General features: G+C 67.2%; 16 protein-coding genes. 10 read left to right on the plus strand and 6 right to left on the minus strand.

The genetic code is table 11. From position 1 onward, the window contains the following. The 4 genes from AC07O3_RS07490 to AC07O3_RS07505 all read left to right on the plus strand — a co-directional run. Positions 1–669 (plus strand): MBG domain-containing protein (locus AC07O3_RS07490; RefSeq protein ID WP_495338965.1); only part of this gene is annotated, 669 nt, incomplete at its 5' end. Further along, positions 642–2,312: a ShlB/FhaC/HecB family hemolysin secretion/activation protein gene (locus tag AC07O3_RS07495; protein ID WP_495338966.1), complete on the plus strand. Its 1,671-nt coding sequence runs from the start codon at positions 642–644 to the stop codon at positions 2,310–2,312. The genes AC07O3_RS07490 and AC07O3_RS07495, both read left to right, overlap by 28 nt. 122 nt (positions 2,313–2,434) lie before the next feature. After that, a complete protein-coding gene (locus AC07O3_RS07500) occupies positions 2,435–2,857 on the plus strand; it encodes a VOC family protein (RefSeq protein WP_495338967.1) in 423 nt (140 codons plus the stop codon). A gap of 160 nt (positions 2,858–3,017) precedes the next feature. Next, the gene (locus AC07O3_RS07505) at positions 3,018–4,076 is read left to right on the plus strand and encodes a pirin family protein (protein ID WP_218132224.1); all 1,059 of its coding nucleotides are present in this window, start codon (positions 3,018–3,020) and stop codon (positions 4,074–4,076) included. 20 nt (positions 4,077–4,096) lie between these two features. On the opposite strand, the gene AC07O3_RS07510 is transcribed toward AC07O3_RS07505, so the two are convergent. The 3 genes from AC07O3_RS07510 to AC07O3_RS07520 all read right to left on the minus strand — a co-directional run bounded on the left by AC07O3_RS07510 (position 4,097) and on the right by AC07O3_RS07520 (position 6,656). After that, positions 4,097–4,387, minus strand: coding sequence for a YciI family protein (locus AC07O3_RS07510; protein WP_258352136.1), 291 nt, complete (start codon positions 4,385–4,387; stop codon positions 4,097–4,099). Between the two features lie 94 nt (positions 4,388–4,481). Then, positions 4,482–5,492, minus strand: a complete 1,011-nt coding sequence (locus tag AC07O3_RS07515) for a tripartite tricarboxylate transporter substrate binding protein (RefSeq protein ID WP_495338968.1) — start codon at positions 5,490–5,492, stop codon at positions 4,482–4,484. Positions 5,493–5,564: 72 nt separating this feature from the next. Further along, entirely contained in the window at positions 5,565–6,656 is a 1,092-nt protein-coding gene (locus AC07O3_RS07520; RefSeq protein WP_495338969.1) for a tartrate dehydrogenase, read from the minus strand. A gap of 114 nt (positions 6,657–6,770) precedes the next feature. Between AC07O3_RS07520 and AC07O3_RS07525 the strand changes: the two genes are divergently transcribed. The 3 genes from AC07O3_RS07525 (at position 6,771) to AC07O3_RS07535 (ending at position 9,199) form a co-directional block, all read left to right on the plus strand. Continuing rightward, on the plus strand, positions 6,771–7,700 hold the full coding sequence (locus AC07O3_RS07525) for a LysR family transcriptional regulator (protein ID WP_097197588.1): 930 nt from the start codon (positions 6,771–6,773) through the stop codon (positions 7,698–7,700). Between the two features lie 78 nt (positions 7,701–7,778). After that, positions 7,779–8,864: a M4 family metallopeptidase gene (locus AC07O3_RS07530; RefSeq protein ID WP_495338970.1), complete on the plus strand. Its 1,086-nt coding sequence runs from the start codon at positions 7,779–7,781 to the stop codon at positions 8,862–8,864. Further along, on the plus strand, positions 8,861–9,199 hold the full coding sequence (locus tag AC07O3_RS07535) for a protealysin inhibitor emfourin (protein WP_093055076.1): 339 nt from the start codon (positions 8,861–8,863) through the stop codon (positions 9,197–9,199). The genes AC07O3_RS07530 and AC07O3_RS07535 overlap by 4 nt, the downstream gene beginning before the upstream one ends. Here the strand turns inward: AC07O3_RS07535 and AC07O3_RS07540 are convergent. After that, positions 9,196–10,521, minus strand: a complete 1,326-nt coding sequence (locus AC07O3_RS07540; RefSeq protein WP_093055074.1) for an Nramp family divalent metal transporter — start codon at positions 10,519–10,521, stop codon at positions 9,196–9,198. The genes AC07O3_RS07535 and AC07O3_RS07540 overlap by 4 nt on opposite strands. A gap of 113 nt (positions 10,522–10,634) precedes the next feature. On the opposite strand from AC07O3_RS07540, the gene AC07O3_RS07545 reads away from it, so the two are divergent. The 3 genes from AC07O3_RS07545 (at position 10,635) to AC07O3_RS07555 (ending at position 12,302) form a co-directional block, all read left to right on the plus strand. Beyond that, the gene (locus AC07O3_RS07545) at positions 10,635–10,943 is read left to right on the plus strand and encodes a putative quinol monooxygenase (protein WP_093055072.1); all 309 of its coding nucleotides are present in this window, start codon (positions 10,635–10,637) and stop codon (positions 10,941–10,943) included. A 123-nt stretch (positions 10,944–11,066) separates the two neighbouring features. Then, positions 11,067–11,660 (plus strand): hypothetical protein, encoded by a 594-nt coding sequence (locus AC07O3_RS07550; RefSeq protein WP_495338971.1) that lies wholly within the window; start codon positions 11,067–11,069, stop codon positions 11,658–11,660. Positions 11,661–11,753: 93 nt separating this feature from the next. Beyond that, positions 11,754–12,302 carry a hypothetical protein gene (locus AC07O3_RS07555; RefSeq protein WP_256329039.1) on the plus strand — a complete coding sequence of 183 codons (549 nt, stop codon included), beginning with the start codon at positions 11,754–11,756 and terminating at the stop codon, positions 12,300–12,302. A gap of 64 nt (positions 12,303–12,366) precedes the next feature. On the opposite strand, the gene gap is transcribed toward AC07O3_RS07555, so the two are convergent. Together gap and tkt are read right to left on the minus strand one after the other, a co-directional pair. Next, the gene (gene gap, locus AC07O3_RS07560) at positions 12,367–13,368 is read right to left on the minus strand and encodes a type I glyceraldehyde-3-phosphate dehydrogenase (protein WP_093076388.1); all 1,002 of its coding nucleotides are present in this window, start codon (positions 13,366–13,368) and stop codon (positions 12,367–12,369) included. A 49-nt stretch (positions 13,369–13,417) separates the two neighbouring features. Then, complete coding sequence (gene tkt, locus AC07O3_RS07565; RefSeq protein WP_495338972.1) at positions 13,418–15,472, minus strand: transketolase; 2,055 nt, start codon at positions 15,470–15,472, stop codon at positions 13,418–13,420. Positions 15,473–15,597: the final 125 nt, after the last annotated feature.

Below are 15,597 nucleotides of genomic sequence, written 5' to 3' on the forward strand. Positions count from 1 at the left end.
AGCGGCCTGGTCGGCGGCGACACCGTGGCGCTGAGCCAGAGCGGCAGCTTCAGCGACAAGAACGCCGGCACCGGCAAGACTGTCACCGAGACTTTCGCCATCAGCGGCAGCGATGCCGGCAACTACGTGCTGGCCAGCAACAGCGCCACCACCACGGCCAGCATCACCGCCGCCGCGTTGACGGTCACCGCCAACAACGACAGCCGCGTCGCCGACGGCAGTGCCTACAGCGGCGGCAATGGCGTCAGCTACAGCGGCTTCGTCAATGGCGAGACCGCAAGCGTGCTCAACGGCAGGCTGGTCTATGGCGGCAGCGCCCAGGGCGCCACCGCGGCCGGCAGCTACAGCATCGCGGCCGGCGGGCTGAGCTCGGGCAATTACACGCTGAGCTATGTCGACGGTGCGCTGGTGATCAGCGCGGCGGCGCCCAGCCCCGCTCCGTCGAGCGCCGTGCCGTTGAGCCCCGTGCCGTCGAGCGCCAACCCGTCGCTTGGCGATGCGCAGCAGCGCGCAGTGGCCAGCCTGGCCGACTGGCCGAAGCCGCCGGCCAATCCGCACGAGCCGCTGCGCATCGAGTATTGCGGTCTGAACATGGACCAACCCGCGACCGACTTCTTCACCCGCAACGAGAACAAGCTTTCATGCATGTCACGCCTCGAATCCCGCTGAGCCTGCTTTCTATCGCCCTGGCTCTGGTTCCCACCATCGCCGTCGGCCAGGTCCGCACGCTCCCCGATGCCGGCCAGATCCTGCAGGAACCCCGTGCTCCGCAGCCGATCCCCAGCACCGGAGCTCCGGCCCTGACCATCGACAAGCCCGGCGCCGGTAGCGTGGCCGAGGGCGGTGCCCAGGTTCGCGTGGTGGCCATCCACTTCAGCGGCAACACCGCCTTCGGCAGCGCCGCCCTGGAAAGCCTGCTGACCGACGCCATCGGCAAGGAACAGACCTTTGCCGACCTCAGCCGCCTGGCCGCGCGCGTGACGCGGCATTACCGGGAGGCGGGCTATCTTGTCGCCCGGGCCTACCTGCCGGCGCAAGAGCTCAAGAACGGCGTGCTCGATATCGCCGTGCTGGAGGGCAACCTGGGCCAGGTCAGCATCACCAACAACGCCGGCCTCAAGGACTCGGCCCTTGCTCCCTTGAGCGCCCTGCCGCTGAACGCCCCGGTGCAAGCCCAAAGCCTGGACCGCACCCTGCTCACACTGTCGGACCTGCCGGGCACCCGCGTGCAGTCCACTCTGCGCCCGGGCACGACCGTGGGGGCATCGGACCTGCTGGTGGAGGTGGACAAGACCCGCGCCATCCAGGGCATTGCCGATATCGACAACTTCGGCAGCACCTACACCGGGCAGTACCGCGTGGGCACCAGCCTGTACTGGAACAATCCGCTGGACCGGGGCGACCAGATGAGCTTGCGGCTGCAGGCCAGCAACACCAGCATGCACTACGCGCGCCTGGGCTACCAGCTGCCGCTGGGCGCCAGCGGCACGCGCGTGGGCGTGGCCGTGTCGCACCTCGACTATCGCCTGGGCAAGGACTTTGCGGCACTGGATGCCGACGGCAAGGCCGATACCGTCAGCCTGTATGTGCGCCAGCCCTTGCTGCGCAGCCTGGAGAACAACTGGTATGCCCAGCTCCAGGTGGACGCCAAGAATCTGCGCGACACCGTGGGCAGCACCGCCACCACGTCGGTGCACCAGCTGCGCAATGTCGTGCTGGGGCTGAACGGCGACTGGCAGGATACGCTGGGTGGTGCTGCCGGCAACAGTCTGGCCGTGAACCTGACCACCGGCCAACTGCGGCTGGACAATGACAGCCTGGCGCAAGACGCGGCCAGCACCCAAAGCGCCGGGCACTTCAGCAAGCTGAACTACCAGTTGCAACGCGTGCAGGCCTTGCGCCCCAACTGGTCGCTGGTACTCAACCTCGGCGGCCAGATGGCCGACAGGAACCTGGCTTCGGCGGAGAAATTCAGCCTGGGCGGCAACAACGGAGTGCGGGCCTATGCGCAAGGCGAGGCCCTTGGCGACGCAGGCTGGCTGGCCAGTGCGGCCCTGCGCTGGCAGCCCGCGCCGGGCTGGCAACTGCAAGCTTTCTACGACGCGGGAGGCGTGCAGCTCAACCACCGTGCCTGGAACCGGACCGGCAGCACCAGCAACCGTGCGCATCTGGCCGGCGCCGGTCTGGGCGTGGGCTGGGCGACGGACAAGTTGGCGTTCTCGCTCACCTCTGCCTGGGCCACCGAGGGCCGGGCCAGCGATGGCCGCCGCGGCGGCGCGCGGCTGTGGGCGCAGGCGACTGTGGCGTTCTGAATGCTCGCCTGGAAAAAAGATGTGGACGCCGTCCATTTTCTTTGATATCTTTTGTGGACGGTGTACACAAGACACCGCGAAACACCTCCACATCCATCCATCCACCGATACAGGACGACACCATGGCCACCAAGCAGATCTTCGTGAACCTCCCCGTCAAGAACCTCGAGAAGACCAAGACCTTCTTCGCCGCGCTGGGCTATACCTTCAACGCGCAGTTCACCGACGCCAACGCCGCGTGCATGGTCGTCCAGAAGGACAGCATCCACGTCATGCTGCTGGTCGAGGAGTTCTTCAAGACCTTCACCACCAAGAGCCTCACCGACACGTCGAAGAGCACCGAAGTGCTGCTGTGCCTCTCGTGCGAGAGCCGCGCCGAAGTCGACGAGCTGGTGGCCAAGGCAAAGGCGGCCGGAGGCACCATCCCGGGCGAGCCGAAGGACTACGGCTTCATGTACGGCCATGGCTTCCAGGACATCGACGGCCACCTGTGGGAGCTGGTGTACATGGACCCGAACGCCGCCGTGACGCACCAGAACCCGTGATGTAACGCCACGCCGCTGAAGAACCAGAGCGATGCCCATCGTTCCATACGCGCTCTTCACTGTTGCACGGAAGGCCTCTACCGGAAGGCGGCGGCGCCCCGATATTCCATCCACTGGCGCGGCATCATCGGCCGCGCCCCATATGGAAAGGAATATCGAAATGTCCGACAACAACAAGGGCCCCGTCGTCCAGGTCAAGCCACTCGGCTTCCCGTGGCAGACGATCGACCCGTTCCTGTTCTGCGTCTACCACGACGACGCCTACCCGAAGGCCAACGGCCAGATGGGCCCCGAGGCCTCGCTGGCCGGTCGCCAGATCGGCCAGGACTTCAGCCGCAAGGACGGCTGGAGCATGTACCACGGCGACACGGTGCCGGGCTTTCCCTCGCACCCGCACCGCGGCTTCGAAACCGTGACCATCGTGCGCAAGGGCCTCGTCGATCATTCCGACTCGCTGGGCGCCACCGCGCGCTTCGGCGGCGGCGACGTGCAGTGGCTCACGGCCGGCAAGGGCATCGTGCACTCTGAAATGTTCCCGCTGCTCGACGCCGGCGCGCCGAACCCGCTGGAGCTGTTCCAGATCTGGCTCAACCTGCCAGCCAGGAGCAAGATGGCCGAGCCGCACTTCACGATGTTCTGGTCCGACGCCATTCCGCGCTTCGCCTCCGACGATGCGAAGGGCGGCCGCACCGAGGTTGCAGTCATCGCGGGCCGGCTCGGCGACGCCGCCAGCGGACAGGACCCGATCCAGCCGCTGGCGCCGCCGCCCGATTCATGGGCCGCCCAGGCCGACGCCGACGTGGCGATCTGGACGCTGAAGATGACGCCCGGCGCGCAATGGACGCTGCCGGCCGCCACGGGCGAAGGCACGCGGCGCATGCTGTACTTCTTCAAGGGAGCGGTTGCACACATTGCCGGCGAGCGCGTGGAAGGCCCGGCCGCTGTCGAGCTGCGCGCGGATGCGGCCGTGGAGATCGTCAACGGCAACGACGAGACGAGCGAGTTCCTGGTGTTGCAGGGCCGCCCGATCGCCGAGCCGGTGGCGCAGTACGGCCCCTTCGTGATGAACACGCAGGCCGAGATCAGCCAGACCATGGCCGACTACCGTCGCACGCAGTTCGGTGGCTGGCCGTGGGACGATCCGGCGCCGGTGCACGACCGCGAGGCCGCGCGCTTTGCGCGGCACCCCGGCGGCCACGAAGAAGTGCCGGGAGCCTGAGCGAAAAAAGACGTTCTTCGTCAGAACGTCTTGAGCACCTCGATGCTGGGGGCCGTCATGCTGGGCACGAACTCGGTCACGTCGGCGCGCGCCACGCCGCCCTGCACGAACGGATCGCGCGCCAGCACGGCCTCCAGCCCTTCACGGTCGCCCGACCGGGCGAGGATCACGCCACCCGTGCGCGGCACCTGGCGGCCCGAAGCCACGAACAGCCCGCTTTCGTAGTGCTTCCTCAACCAGACCATGTGCGGGTCCATCAGCGCGTCGACTTCTTCGAGCGGGCGGATGTAGGTGAGGGTGACGATGAACATGGGCAGGGCTGCGGTGAATTCGGAAGCCCCGATCCTATGACCTTGGCAAGACGCCCGCCCGGGCGAGGTGTGCACACCCGTAACAGACTGCTCGCTAGTCGATCGCCACTCCGCCCTCTTTGACGAGTTTCGCGAATCGGGCTGTCTCTTCCCGGATCTGCCGCGCCATCTCTTCCTGCGTGCCGCCCAGCGGCTCGGCGCCGATGGCCTGCATGCGCTGCGCAAAATCGGGCGAGTGGATGATCTTCACCATCTCGGCGTTGAGGCGCGCGACGATCTCCTTCGGCGTGGCGGCCGGCGCAAGCACGCCGAACCAGGTGCCGATGTCGAAGCCCTTGAGCCCCGCTTCCTCCAGCGTCGGCACGTCGGGCAGCACCGACGAGCGGCGCGCCGTGGTCACGGCCAGCGCGCGCAGCTTGCCGCTCTTGATGTGCTGAAGCACCGGTGTGATGGTGTCGAAGGACATCGCCACCTGGCCGCCGAGCAGGTCGGTGGTGAGCGGGCCGCTGCCCTTGTAGGGCACGTGCAGCAGCGTGGTGCCGGTGCTGGACTGGAACTGCGTGCCGATCAGGTGCTGCGCCGTGCCGTTGCCATTGGAGCCGTAGGCCAGCTTGCCGGGCTCGGCCTTGGCGAGCGCAACCAGTTCGGCCACGTTCTTCGCGGGCGTGTTCGCGGCGTTGATGACCAGCACGTTGGGCACCATGGCCACGACGGTGATCGGCGCCAGGTCTTTCTGGAAGTCGTAGGGCAGCTTCTTGTAGACGCTGGTGGCGATGGTGTGGTGCACCGCGCCCATCAGCAGCGTGTAGCCGTCGGGCCTGGCCTTGGCCACGTAGTCGGCGCCAAGCGTGGCGCCGGCGCCGGGCTTGCTCTCGACCACCACCGGCTGGCCGAGTGACTGCGAAAGCTTGTCGGCCAGCGCGCGGGCCAGCACGTCGGTGGTGCCGCCGGCGGGGAAGGGCACGACGAGGCTGATGGGCCGGGTCGGCCAGCCGGCGGGCGGCTGCTGCGCAAAGGCGAGGGCAGAGACGCCGAGGCCGAGCGCGAGCGCCGCGGCCCGAAGCACCGTGCGCCGGTGGCGCTGGGGGAAGAAAGCTGCTGTCATGGTGTTGTCTCCGGCTCGTTGTTGTGATGCGCGCATCGAGGCGCGCGGATACCGTCGTGTCGCTCGAATCGGTCAGGCCGCAAGCCGCACGGGCTCGCCGGCAATGTGCGCGCACACCGCGCGCGTCACCTGCTCGGTGGTCGCGCTGCCGCCCAGGTCGCGCGTATGCAGCGACGGGTTGGCCGTGACGTGCTCCACCGCAGCCATCACGCGGCGCGCGGCCTCGGCCTCGCCCATGTGCTCGAGCAGCATCACCACCGACCAGAAGGTGCCGACCGGGTTGGCCAGCCCCTTGCCCATGATGTCGAAGGCCGAACCGTGGATGGGCTCGAACATCGACGGATAGCGCCGCTCCGGATCGATGTTGCCGGTGGGAGCAATGCCCAGGCTGCCCGCCAGCGCCGCCGCGAGGTCGCTGAGGATGTCGGCGTGCAGGTTGGTGGCGACGATGGTGTCGAGCGAGGCCGGGCGGTTGACCATGCGCGCGGTGCAGGCGTCGACCAGTTCCTTGTCCCAGCTCACGTCGGGGAACTCCTTCGAGATCTGCAGCGCGATCTCGTCCCACATCACCATCGCGTGTCGCTGCGCATTGCTCTTGGTGACCACGGTGAGCAGCTTGCGCGGCCGCGAACGAGCGAGCTTGAAAGCGAAACGCATGATGCGTTCGACGCCCGCGCGGGTCATCATGCTCACGTCGGTGGCGGCTTCGATGGGGTGGCCCTGGTGCACGCGGCCGCCGACGCCGGCGTACTCGCCCTCGGAGTTCTCGCGCACGATCACCCAGTCGAGCTGGCCCGGCGCGCATCGCTTGAGCGGCCCGTCGATGCCCGGCAGGATGCGCGTGGGCCGCACGTTGGCGTACTGGTCGAAGCCCTGGCAGATCTTCAGGCGCAGGCCCCACAGCGTGATGTGGTCGGGAATGTGCGGGTCGCCCGCGGAGCCGAAAAGAATCGCGTCTTTCTTGCGCAGCGCGTCGAGGCCGTCGGCCGGCATCATCTCGCCGTGCGCGCGGTACCAGTCGCCGCCCCAGCCGAAGTCTTCGAAGCTGAAATGCAGGGCGCCGCCGGAGGCCGCGGCCAGCGCCTCCATCACCTGGCGCCCCGCCGGGATCACTTCCTTGCCGATGCCGTCGCCGGGAATGGTGGCAATGCTGTAGCTGCTCATCGATGTCCTTGTGTGCGCTGTAGTGGTGGTGGCCCACTGTAGGATCCGATGTGCCGAACGATTCATGCCAGAAGTGAATCCATCATTAACCTCAGTTCAACAATCGGATCGCTCATGGTTGCTCCGGTCCAGCCCGCCGACCTCGGCTTTTTCTCCTCGCTCGCGGCCTGCGGCAGCCTGAGCGCGGCGGCGCGCGAACTCGGCATCAGCACGCCCGCGGTGAGCAAGCGGCTCGCGCAGATGGAGACGCGCCTGGGCGTGACGCTGGTGAACCGCACCACGCGGCGCATGAGCCTCACGCCCGAGGGCGAGCTCTACGTGGCGCACGCGCGCCGCATCCTCGGCGAAATCGACGACATGGCGCAGCTGCTGGGCGGCGCGAAGGGCGAGGCGCAGGGCCTGCTGCGCGTGAACGCCACGCTGGGGTTCGGCCGCAGCCACGTGGCGCCGCTGATCTCGAAGTTCGCACGCAAGCATCCGCAGGTGGAGGTGCAGCTGCAGCTCTCGGTCAATCCGCCGCCGCTGACCGACGACGCCTTCGACGTCTGCATCCGCTTCGGCGCGCCGCCCGAGGCCCGCGTGATCGCGCGGCGCATCGCGTCGAACCGGCGGCTGCTGTGCGCCTCGCCCGCCTACCTGGCGCGCGCCGGGCAGCCCAAGGTGCCCAACGACCTCACGCACCACCGCTGCATCGGCATCCGCCAGGGCGACGAGGCCTATGGCATCTGGCGGCTGAGCACCGGGCGCGGCACGGCGCAGCGCACCGAGGCCGTGAAGACGCGTGGCGCGCTCAGCACCAACGACGGCGAAATCGCGGTCAACTGGGCCCTGGACGGCCACGGCATCCTGATGCGCGCCGAGTGGGACATCGCGCGCTACCTGCGCAGCGGCCGGCTGGTTCAGGTGCTGGCCAACTACCGCACGCCCGACGCCGACATCTACGCGGTGTACCCGCAGCGCCACCAGCTGTCGGCACGCGTGCGAACTTTCGTCGACTTCATGGCCGCCGCGCTCGGAAAAGACGACATGCCGCCGAGGGCTTGAGCTTCGATCCGACAAGCGCGGACGGGTGTTTCTGCTACGGTGTTCTGGATCAATCGACACCCGACGAAAGGCCCGCCCATGCCGTCGCGCACGCTGCAGATCCTGCCGCCCGGCTTCATACCGCCGTACCTGCTGAGCCGCCTTGCCGAGCACGCCAGCGCGTCCATCAGCGCGCGTGCGGTGAACACGCTGACGATCGATCGCGAGCACCGCGCGCTGCGCGGCTTCATGCCGCCAAAGCTTGCCTCGGGCACAGCGAGCACGACAGCCGCGCGGCCACGTCCGGCGCGGCCGAATTCGCCCGAGCGCGCCATCCACGACGCGGCCCGCACGACCACGCTGCCAGGAAAGCTGGTGCGCACCGAGGGCAAGCCCGCCACCGGCGACATCGCGGCCGACGAGGCCTACGACTACCTGGGCGCAACCTGGCGTCTGTACCACGACGTGTACGAGCGCGACTCCATCGACGGCGCGAGCATGCCGCTGACCGGCAGCGTGCACTACGGCAAGGACTACGACAACGCCTTCTGGAACGGCGAGCAGATGGTGTTCGGCGATGGCGACGGCGAGGTCATGAACCGCTTCACCATCGCGGTGGACATCATCGGCCACGAGCTCACGCACGGCGTGATCGACCACGAGGCCGGCCTCGTCTACCAGGGGCAGCCCGGCGCGCTCAACGAATCGATCTGCGACGTGTTCGGCGTGCTCGTCAAGCAGCACTCGCTGCGGCAGACGGCGCAGCAGGCCGACTGGCTGATCGGTGCGGGCCTCTTCATGCCGAGCGTGAGGGCCAAGGCCCTGCGTTCGATGGCCGAGCCCGGCACCGCCTACGACGACCCGGTGATCGGCAAGGACCCGCAGCCGGCGCACATGAAGGACTTCGTCACCACCTCGCAGGACAACGGGGGCGTGCACATCAACTCAGGCATTCCGAACCGCGCCTTCTATCTGGCGGCCATGGCCATCGGCGGGCAGGCATGGGAAACCGCAGGCCGTGTCTGGTACGACGCGGTGTGCGACAAGCGCCTGCGCCAGGATGCGGATTTCGAGGCCTTCGCAACGCTCAGCACCGACGTCGCCTCGCGGCGCTTCGGCGCTGGCAGCGCGGTGCACAAGGCGGTGGCCGACGCGTGGCTGGCCGTGGGAGTGATCTCACCATGATCCGCCTGCCGCCACTGGACAAGGCGACCATCGTGCGCGTGACGCGCGAGGGCGGGCTGGCCTACATGCCCGGCCTGTCGCAGCCGCGCAGCTTCCAGCTCGGCGACTGCACTGCCGAACTGCGCCAGCAGATAGGCGACGCGCTGCAAAGCGCGGTGCCGCATGCGGGGCAGGCCGGTGCCACGTTGTCCAGCGGCGACCAGCGCTACTACCGTGTCGAGGTGCTCGTTGAAAGCGCCGGAGAAGACCAGAAGATTTCCGTGAGCTTCGAGGTGCCGGAAGCCGAGGCGCCCGAGGCGCTGGTGCACCTGTGGAAGGACGCGGGCAAGCGCTAGTTGCCCGAGACCACCGTGGCGACCAGCCACACGTTGGCCGCGCTGATCACGCCGAACAAGAGCCAGGCCAGCGACTTCACCACCGGGCCGTTGGCAAAGCCGCCCATCATCGCGCGGCTGCTCGTGAAGCGGATCAGCGGCCACATCGCAAAGGGCAGCTGGAAGCTCAGCACCACCTGGCTGAGCACCAGCATCTTGCCCACGCCACCATCGCCGAACCACCAGACGCCAAGCCAGGCCGGGCCCAACGCCAGCCCGCGCGTGATCAGCCGGCGCTGCCAGCACGGGATCTTCAGGTCGAGAAAACCTTCCATGATGATCTGGCCCGCGATGGTGCCGGTGAAGGTCGAGCTCTGCCCCGACGCCAGCAGCGCAATGCCGAACAGCGTGGCCGCGAACGCACTGCCGACGATGGGTTCGAGCAGCCGGTAGGCGTCGTCGATCTCGGTCACTTCGCGGTGTCCCGTGGCATGGAAGGCGCTGGCCGCGAGCACCATGATGGCCGCGTTGACCAGCAGCGCGAGCGACAGCGACACCACCGCGTCGAGCGTGCAGAAGCGCACCGCCTCGCGGCGCGCCGAGTCGGTGTCGGCAATCAGCCGGGTCTGCACGATGGACGAATGCAGGTACAGGTTGTGCGGCATCACCGTCGCGCCGACGACGCCGATGGCCAGGTACAGCGCGCCCGGCTGGTGCAGTCGCTCCAGGCTCGGGCCGAAGCCCATCGCCACGCCGAACCAGTTGGGCGGCGACATCGCCAGCTCGACGACGAAGCAGCCCGCAATGGTGCCGACCAGCCCGAGCACGATGGCCTCGACACGGCGGAAGCCCGCGCCCTGCAGGCCCAACACCAGCAGCGTGTCGAAGGCCGTGATGGCGATGCCCACCGGAATCGACACGCCGAACAGCAGGTGCAACGCGAGCGCACTGCCCAGTACCTCGGCGAGGTCGCAGGCCACGATGGCCAGCTCGGCGCCGAGCCACAGCAGGCGGTTGACGCGCGGCGAGTAGTGCTCGCGGCAGGCACGCGCCAGGTCCTTCTGCGCCACGAGCCCCAGCCGCACGCACAGCGTCTGCAGCAGCATCGCCGCGAGGCTCGCGAGCAGCACCACGAACAGCAGGCCGTAGCCGAAGCGAGAGCCGGCCTCGATGTCGGTCGCCCAGTTGCCCGGGTCCATGTAGCCGACCGACACCAGCAGGCCGGGGCCCGCGTAGCGCATCAGCTTCTTGAAGAAGGGCAGGTCTTGCGGGACGGCCACGCTGCCTTTCACTTCGGAAGGGCAGAAGGGCGCAGTGGCCGTGCGGGGCAGCGGGAAGAACATGCGGGCGATGATAGGGACAAGGCCGTGGTGTTGTCGCGGACCGGACCAGCGCGACGGCGCCGAATCTCTTAGATTCGACCGTCCTACTACCTTAGCTACTGGAGACTCTTTCAATGATTCACGTCGTCGCCGTCATCACCGCCAAGCCGGGCCAGCGCGCCAAATTGCTCGAAGCCTTTGCCGCCAACCGCGCGGCCGTGCTGGCCGAGGAGGGCTGCATCGAATACGGCGCCACGGTCGATGCGCAGGGCATCCCGACTTCGAAGGCCAGCTTCGGCCCAGACACTTTCGTGGTCGTCGAGAAATGGCAAACGCTGGCACATCTGCAGGCGCATGCGGTTGCACCGCACATGAAGGCCCACAGCGAGAAGACGAAAGAGTTCACCGAGAGCAAGCTGATCCACGTGCTCGAACCGGTCTGAAGCCGGCCTGAGTTTCCCGCCTTCGCGCGCGGCGCGATGCGTGCTACCGTCGCGCCGGGGAGCAGGCATCGCGGATGCACCATGTATGCATCGCACGGCCGCATGGAGAGAGGGACTGCAGGCATGGCGATCTTTCGTTCGCGAGGTTTCCGCTTGCGCGCCTGGCTCGCGCCCGGCGCACTACTGGCCGCCCTTGTTCTGACGACCGGCTGCGCGCCATTGCTGGCGCCGCCCTACGCGGCCGACTACGAGACGCTCGACCGCCTCGAGGCCACGCGCCCCGGCCCCGTGGCGCTCACGAAGGCACAGCCCACCGAAGCGGAAGACAAGGTCAACACCGTGCGCCTTCGCAGCGCCAGGCTGCTGTCACCCAGCGGCAGCTTCGCGCAATACCTGCAAGACGCGCTGATGCGCGACCTCAGCGAAATCTCCGTCTACGACCCGAAGGCGCCCACGCGCATCGCGGCGCGCATCCTGGTCAACGAGATCGACCTCGGCGTGATCAACGGCACCGGCCGCATGGACGTCGAAGTCACCGTCACGCGCGAGGGCGCGCAACGCCTGCGCAAGACCTACCGCGCGGAGACCGCCTTCGATTCGAGCTACGCGAGCATCGTCGCCGTGCCGGCCGGACAGGCCGCGTACCCGCGCCTCGTGCGCGCCTTGCTGCGGCAGGTGTATGCCGATCCGCAGTTCGTGGCCGCCATCGGCCGCTGACGTCACTGGCCTGGAGACGCTTCGATGATGATGTTCTTCTTACTTCCGATGACCGCGATTCGACGTGTTGCGGGCGCGGCACTCGTGGCACTGATGTCATCCATGCTCGCTGGCTGCGTGCATCCGATCACGATGATCACCGAGACCGCGCCGCAGCGTTCGCAGGCGCACCTGATTCAAAAGAAAGTCGCCTACGTGATGACCGATGCGGATCGCGACCTGGAAGTCATCACCCCCGGCGGCAGCGGCGACCGCGTGAGCTACTACCCGTACCGCGACCTGGAGAAGTCGATCCGCGATGCGCTGCGCGCGGTGTACCGCGACGTGGTGGTGCTGCGCACCGCCGGTGACGCGAAGGCGAACGAGGCGGCCGGCGTGTCGCTGGTGTTCGCGCCGCGCATCAAGACCGACTCCAGCTCGTCGTCCTTCATCAGCTGGCCGCCGACCTCGTTCACGGCCGAGGTGTCGTGCGTGGTGACCGACGCTGCCGGCGCCGAGGTCACGCACGTGCGTGCGACGGGCAACGGCACTGCGGAGTTCGGCGAGTTCAAGGGCGACTTCGGATTGGCGGCACGCAGGGCTGCAACGCGATTGACCTCGCAGCTGAGCAGCGAAATTCGCAGGAACGAGAAGCTGCGATAACGGTGGGCAAGAGTCCAATAAAAAACGCGCCCGAAGGCGCGTTTTTTGTTGAAGCCGCGAAGCCTTACTTCGAAACGACCTTCACCATCTCCAGGCACTTGTTCGAGTAGCCCCATTCGTTGTCGTACCAGCTCACGAGCTTCACGAAGGTGCCGTCGAGCGCGATGCCGGCTTCGGCGTCGAAGATCGAGGTGCGCGGGTCGCCGCGGAAGTCGGTGGCCACCACCTTGTCTTCGGTGTAGCCCAGCACGCCCTTGAGCGCGCCTTCGCTCTGTGCCTTCATTTCGGCGCAGATTTCCTTGTACGTGGCTTCCTTCACCAGCTCGACCGTGAGGTCGACCACCGACACGTCGGAGGTCGGCACGCGGAAGCTCATGCCCGTGAGCTTCTTGTTGAGCTCGGGGATCACCACGCCCACGGCCTTGGCTGCGCCGGTGCTCGAAGGAATGATGTTTTCCAGGATGCCGCGGCCGCCGCGCCAGTCCTTGTTGCTCGGGCCGTCCACGGTCTTCTGCGTGGCGGTGGCTGCGTGCACGGTGGTCATCAGGCCGCGCTTGATGCCCCACTTGTCGTTCAGCACCTTGGCCAGCGGGGCCAGGCAGTTGGTGGTGCAGCTGGCGTTGCTGACGATGGCTTCGCCGGCGTACTTCTTGTCGTTCACGCCGTAGACGAACATGGGGGTGTCGTCCTTCGACGGTGCCGACAGAATGACCTTCTTCGCGCCCGCATCGATGTGCTTCTGCGCCGTTTCCTTGGTGAGGAAGAGGCCGGTCGATTCGAGCACGACGTCGGCGCCGACTTCGTTCCACTTCAGTTGCGCAGGGTCGCGCTCCTGCGTCAGGCGGATCTTCTTGCCGTTCACGATCAGCGTGTTGCCTTCAACCGTGACTTCGCCCTTGAAGCGGCCATGCACCGAGTCGTACTGGAGCATGTAGGCGAGGTAGTCGGGCTCGAGCAAGTCGTTGATGGCAACGATCTCGATGTCGTTCTTGAAGTTCTGCACTGCTGCGCGCAGCACGTTGCGACCGATGCGGCCGAAGCCGTTGATACCGAGTTTGATAGCCATCTGACTTGCTCCTAAGGTTGAAAAACTTGTTTGTCGTGAACCGGCGCGATCAGTCGCGCAATGCGGCTTCCACCGTAGCGGCCACGTTCTCCGCCGTGAATCCGAAGTACTTGAACAGCTCCGGCGCGGGCGCCGATTCACCGTACGTGTCGATGCCGACGACGGCGGCGCAGCCGTACTTCCACCAGCCGCCGGTGCAGCCCATTTCGACGGCGATGCGCGGCAACTTCTTCGGCAGCACGGCCTTCTTGTAGGCGAGGTCCTGGCGGTCGAAGGTGGTGGTCGAGGGCATCGACACCACGCGCACGGCGATCTTCTTGTCGGCCAGCAGCTTCTGCGCGGCAATCGCGAGCTGCACTTCCGAACCGGTGGCGATGATCACGGCCACGGTCTTCTTGTTCTTCAGGCCGACGGCTTCCGGCTCGGACAGCACGTAGGCGCCACGGCTGATGTCGCCCAGCTCCGACTTCGCCGCGTAGGCGATGTTCTGGCGGCTCAGCAGCAGCGCCGTGGGGCGCGACTGGTTCTGCAGCGCCACGGCCCAGGCCACGGCAGTTTCCGCCGTGTCGCCCGGACGCCAGACGTCGAGGTTCGGAATGAGGCGCAGCGAGGCGGCGTGCTCGATCGACTGGTGCGTCGGGCCGTCTTCGCCCAGGCCGATGGAGTCGTGCGTGAACACGTGCACCACGCGGCGCTTCATCAGCGCGGCCATGCGGATGGCGTTGCGGCTGTAGTCGCTGAAGGTGAGGAAGGTGCCGCCGTAGGGGATGTAGCCGCCGTGCAGCGACACGCCGTTCATGATGGCGGCCATGCCGAATTCGCGCACACCGTAGTTGATGTGGCGGCCGATCTGGCCTTCGGGGTGCTGTTCGGTGGGCTCGGTGCGGACCACGGCGCCGGTCTTCGAATCGAAGCGCAGAGCGGCGGTGCTCTTGGTGTTGGTGAGGTTCGAGCCGGTCAGGTCGGCGCTGCCGCCGAGCATTTCGGGCAGCGCGGCCGTGAAGGCTTCGAGCGCGAGCTGGCTGGCCTTGCGGCTGGCCACGGTCTCTGCCTTGGTGTGGGCCGCGACCACGGTGTCGAAGGCGACCTGGTGGAAGTCCTTGGGCAGCTCGCCCTTCATGCGGCGGGTGAACTCGGCGGCGAGTTCGGGGAAAGCGGCGGCGTAGGCGGCGAACTTGTCATTCCACGCAGCTTCGGTCTTGGCGCCGGCTTCCTTGTGGTCCCAGTCGGCGTACACCTCGGCCGGGATCTCGAAGGCCGGGTAGTGCCAGTCGATGGCGTCGCGCGTGAGCTTGATTTCTTCGGCGCCGAGCGCCTCGCCGTGCGCCTTGGCGGTGCCGGCGCGGTTAGGGCTGCCCTTGCCGATGACGGTCTTGCAGTTGATCAGCGTGGGCTTGTCGGTCGACTGCTTGGCCTTGGCGATGGCCTTGGACACTTCGGCGGCGTCGTTGCCGTCGATCGGGCCGATCACGTGCCAGCCATAGGCGTGGAAGCGTTCGGCCACGTTGTCGATGTACCAGGGCTTGACCTGGCCGTCGATGCTGATGCCGTTGTCGTCATACAGCGCGATCAGCTTGTTCAGGTGCCAGGCGCCGGCGAGTGCGCAGGCTTCGTGGCTGATGCCCTCCATCATGCAGCCGTCGCCCAGGAAGGCGTAGGTGTGATGGTCGACCACGTCGTGGTCCTTGCGATTGAACTCGGCGGCGAGCAGCTTCTCGGCCAGCGCGAAGCCCACGGCGTTGGTAATGCCCTGGCCCAGCGGGCCGGTGGTGGTTTCCACGCCCGGGGTCACATCGACTTCGGGGTGGCCGGCGGTCTTGCTGTGCAGCTGGCGGAAGTTCTTGAGCTCGCCGATGGGCAGGTCGTAGCCGGTGAGATGCAGCACGGAGTACAGCAGCATCGAGGCGTGGCCGTTCGAGAGCACGAAGCGGTCGCGGTCGAACCAGTGCGGGTTGGCGGGGTTGTAGCGCAGGTGTTCGCCCCAGAGTGCGACGGCCATGTCGGCCATGCCCATCGGTGCGCCCGGATGTCCGGAATTTGCTTGTTGGACGGCATCCATAGCCAGAGCGCGGATTGCGTTGGCCATCAGGGCGTGGTTTGCCATGTGCGGTGGACTTTCGGAGGGAAAAGGGAGGATTGGGGTCGGGAGAACCCGCGATTTTACCGGGCGAGCCCCAACCGGCTCCGATACAGGCTGAACACCCTTCCGATGTTCTTGTGCGGCGGGCG

The organism is Variovorax sp. GW821-FHT09D05, from assembly GCF_059416325.1.

Coding starts and splice junctions, on each gene's coding strand:
- AC07O3_RS07495 (WP_495338966.1), top strand. CDS start 642: ATGCATGTCACGCCTCGAATCCCGCTGAGCCTGCTTTCTATCGCCCTG.
- AC07O3_RS07500 (WP_495338967.1), top strand. CDS start 2,435: ATGGCCACCAAGCAGATCTTCGTGAACCTCCCCGTCAAGAACCTCGAG.
- AC07O3_RS07505 (WP_218132224.1), top strand. CDS start 3,018: ATGTCCGACAACAACAAGGGCCCCGTCGTCCAGGTCAAGCCACTCGGC.
- AC07O3_RS07510 (WP_258352136.1), bottom strand. CDS start 4,387: ATGTTCATCGTCACCCTCACCTACATCCGCCCGCTCGAAGAAGTCGAC.
- AC07O3_RS07515 (WP_495338968.1), bottom strand. CDS start 5,492: ATGACAGCAGCTTTCTTCCCCCAGCGCCACCGGCGCACGGTGCTTCGG.
- AC07O3_RS07520 (WP_495338969.1), bottom strand. CDS start 6,656: ATGAGCAGCTACAGCATTGCCACCATTCCCGGCGACGGCATCGGCAAG.
- AC07O3_RS07525 (WP_097197588.1), top strand. CDS start 6,771: ATGGTTGCTCCGGTCCAGCCCGCCGACCTCGGCTTTTTCTCCTCGCTC.
- AC07O3_RS07530 (WP_495338970.1), top strand. CDS start 7,779: ATGCCGTCGCGCACGCTGCAGATCCTGCCGCCCGGCTTCATACCGCCG.
- AC07O3_RS07535 (WP_093055076.1), top strand. CDS start 8,861: ATGATCCGCCTGCCGCCACTGGACAAGGCGACCATCGTGCGCGTGACG.
- AC07O3_RS07540 (WP_093055074.1), bottom strand. CDS start 10,521: ATGTTCTTCCCGCTGCCCCGCACGGCCACTGCGCCCTTCTGCCCTTCC.
- AC07O3_RS07545 (WP_093055072.1), top strand. CDS start 10,635: ATGATTCACGTCGTCGCCGTCATCACCGCCAAGCCGGGCCAGCGCGCC.
- AC07O3_RS07550 (WP_495338971.1), top strand. CDS start 11,067: ATGGCGATCTTTCGTTCGCGAGGTTTCCGCTTGCGCGCCTGGCTCGCG.
- AC07O3_RS07555 (WP_256329039.1), top strand. CDS start 11,754: ATGTCATCCATGCTCGCTGGCTGCGTGCATCCGATCACGATGATCACC.
- gap (WP_093076388.1), bottom strand. CDS start 13,368: ATGGCTATCAAACTCGGTATCAACGGCTTCGGCCGCATCGGTCGCAAC.
- tkt (WP_495338972.1), bottom strand. CDS start 15,472: ATGGCAAACCACGCCCTGATGGCCAACGCAATCCGCGCTCTGGCTATG.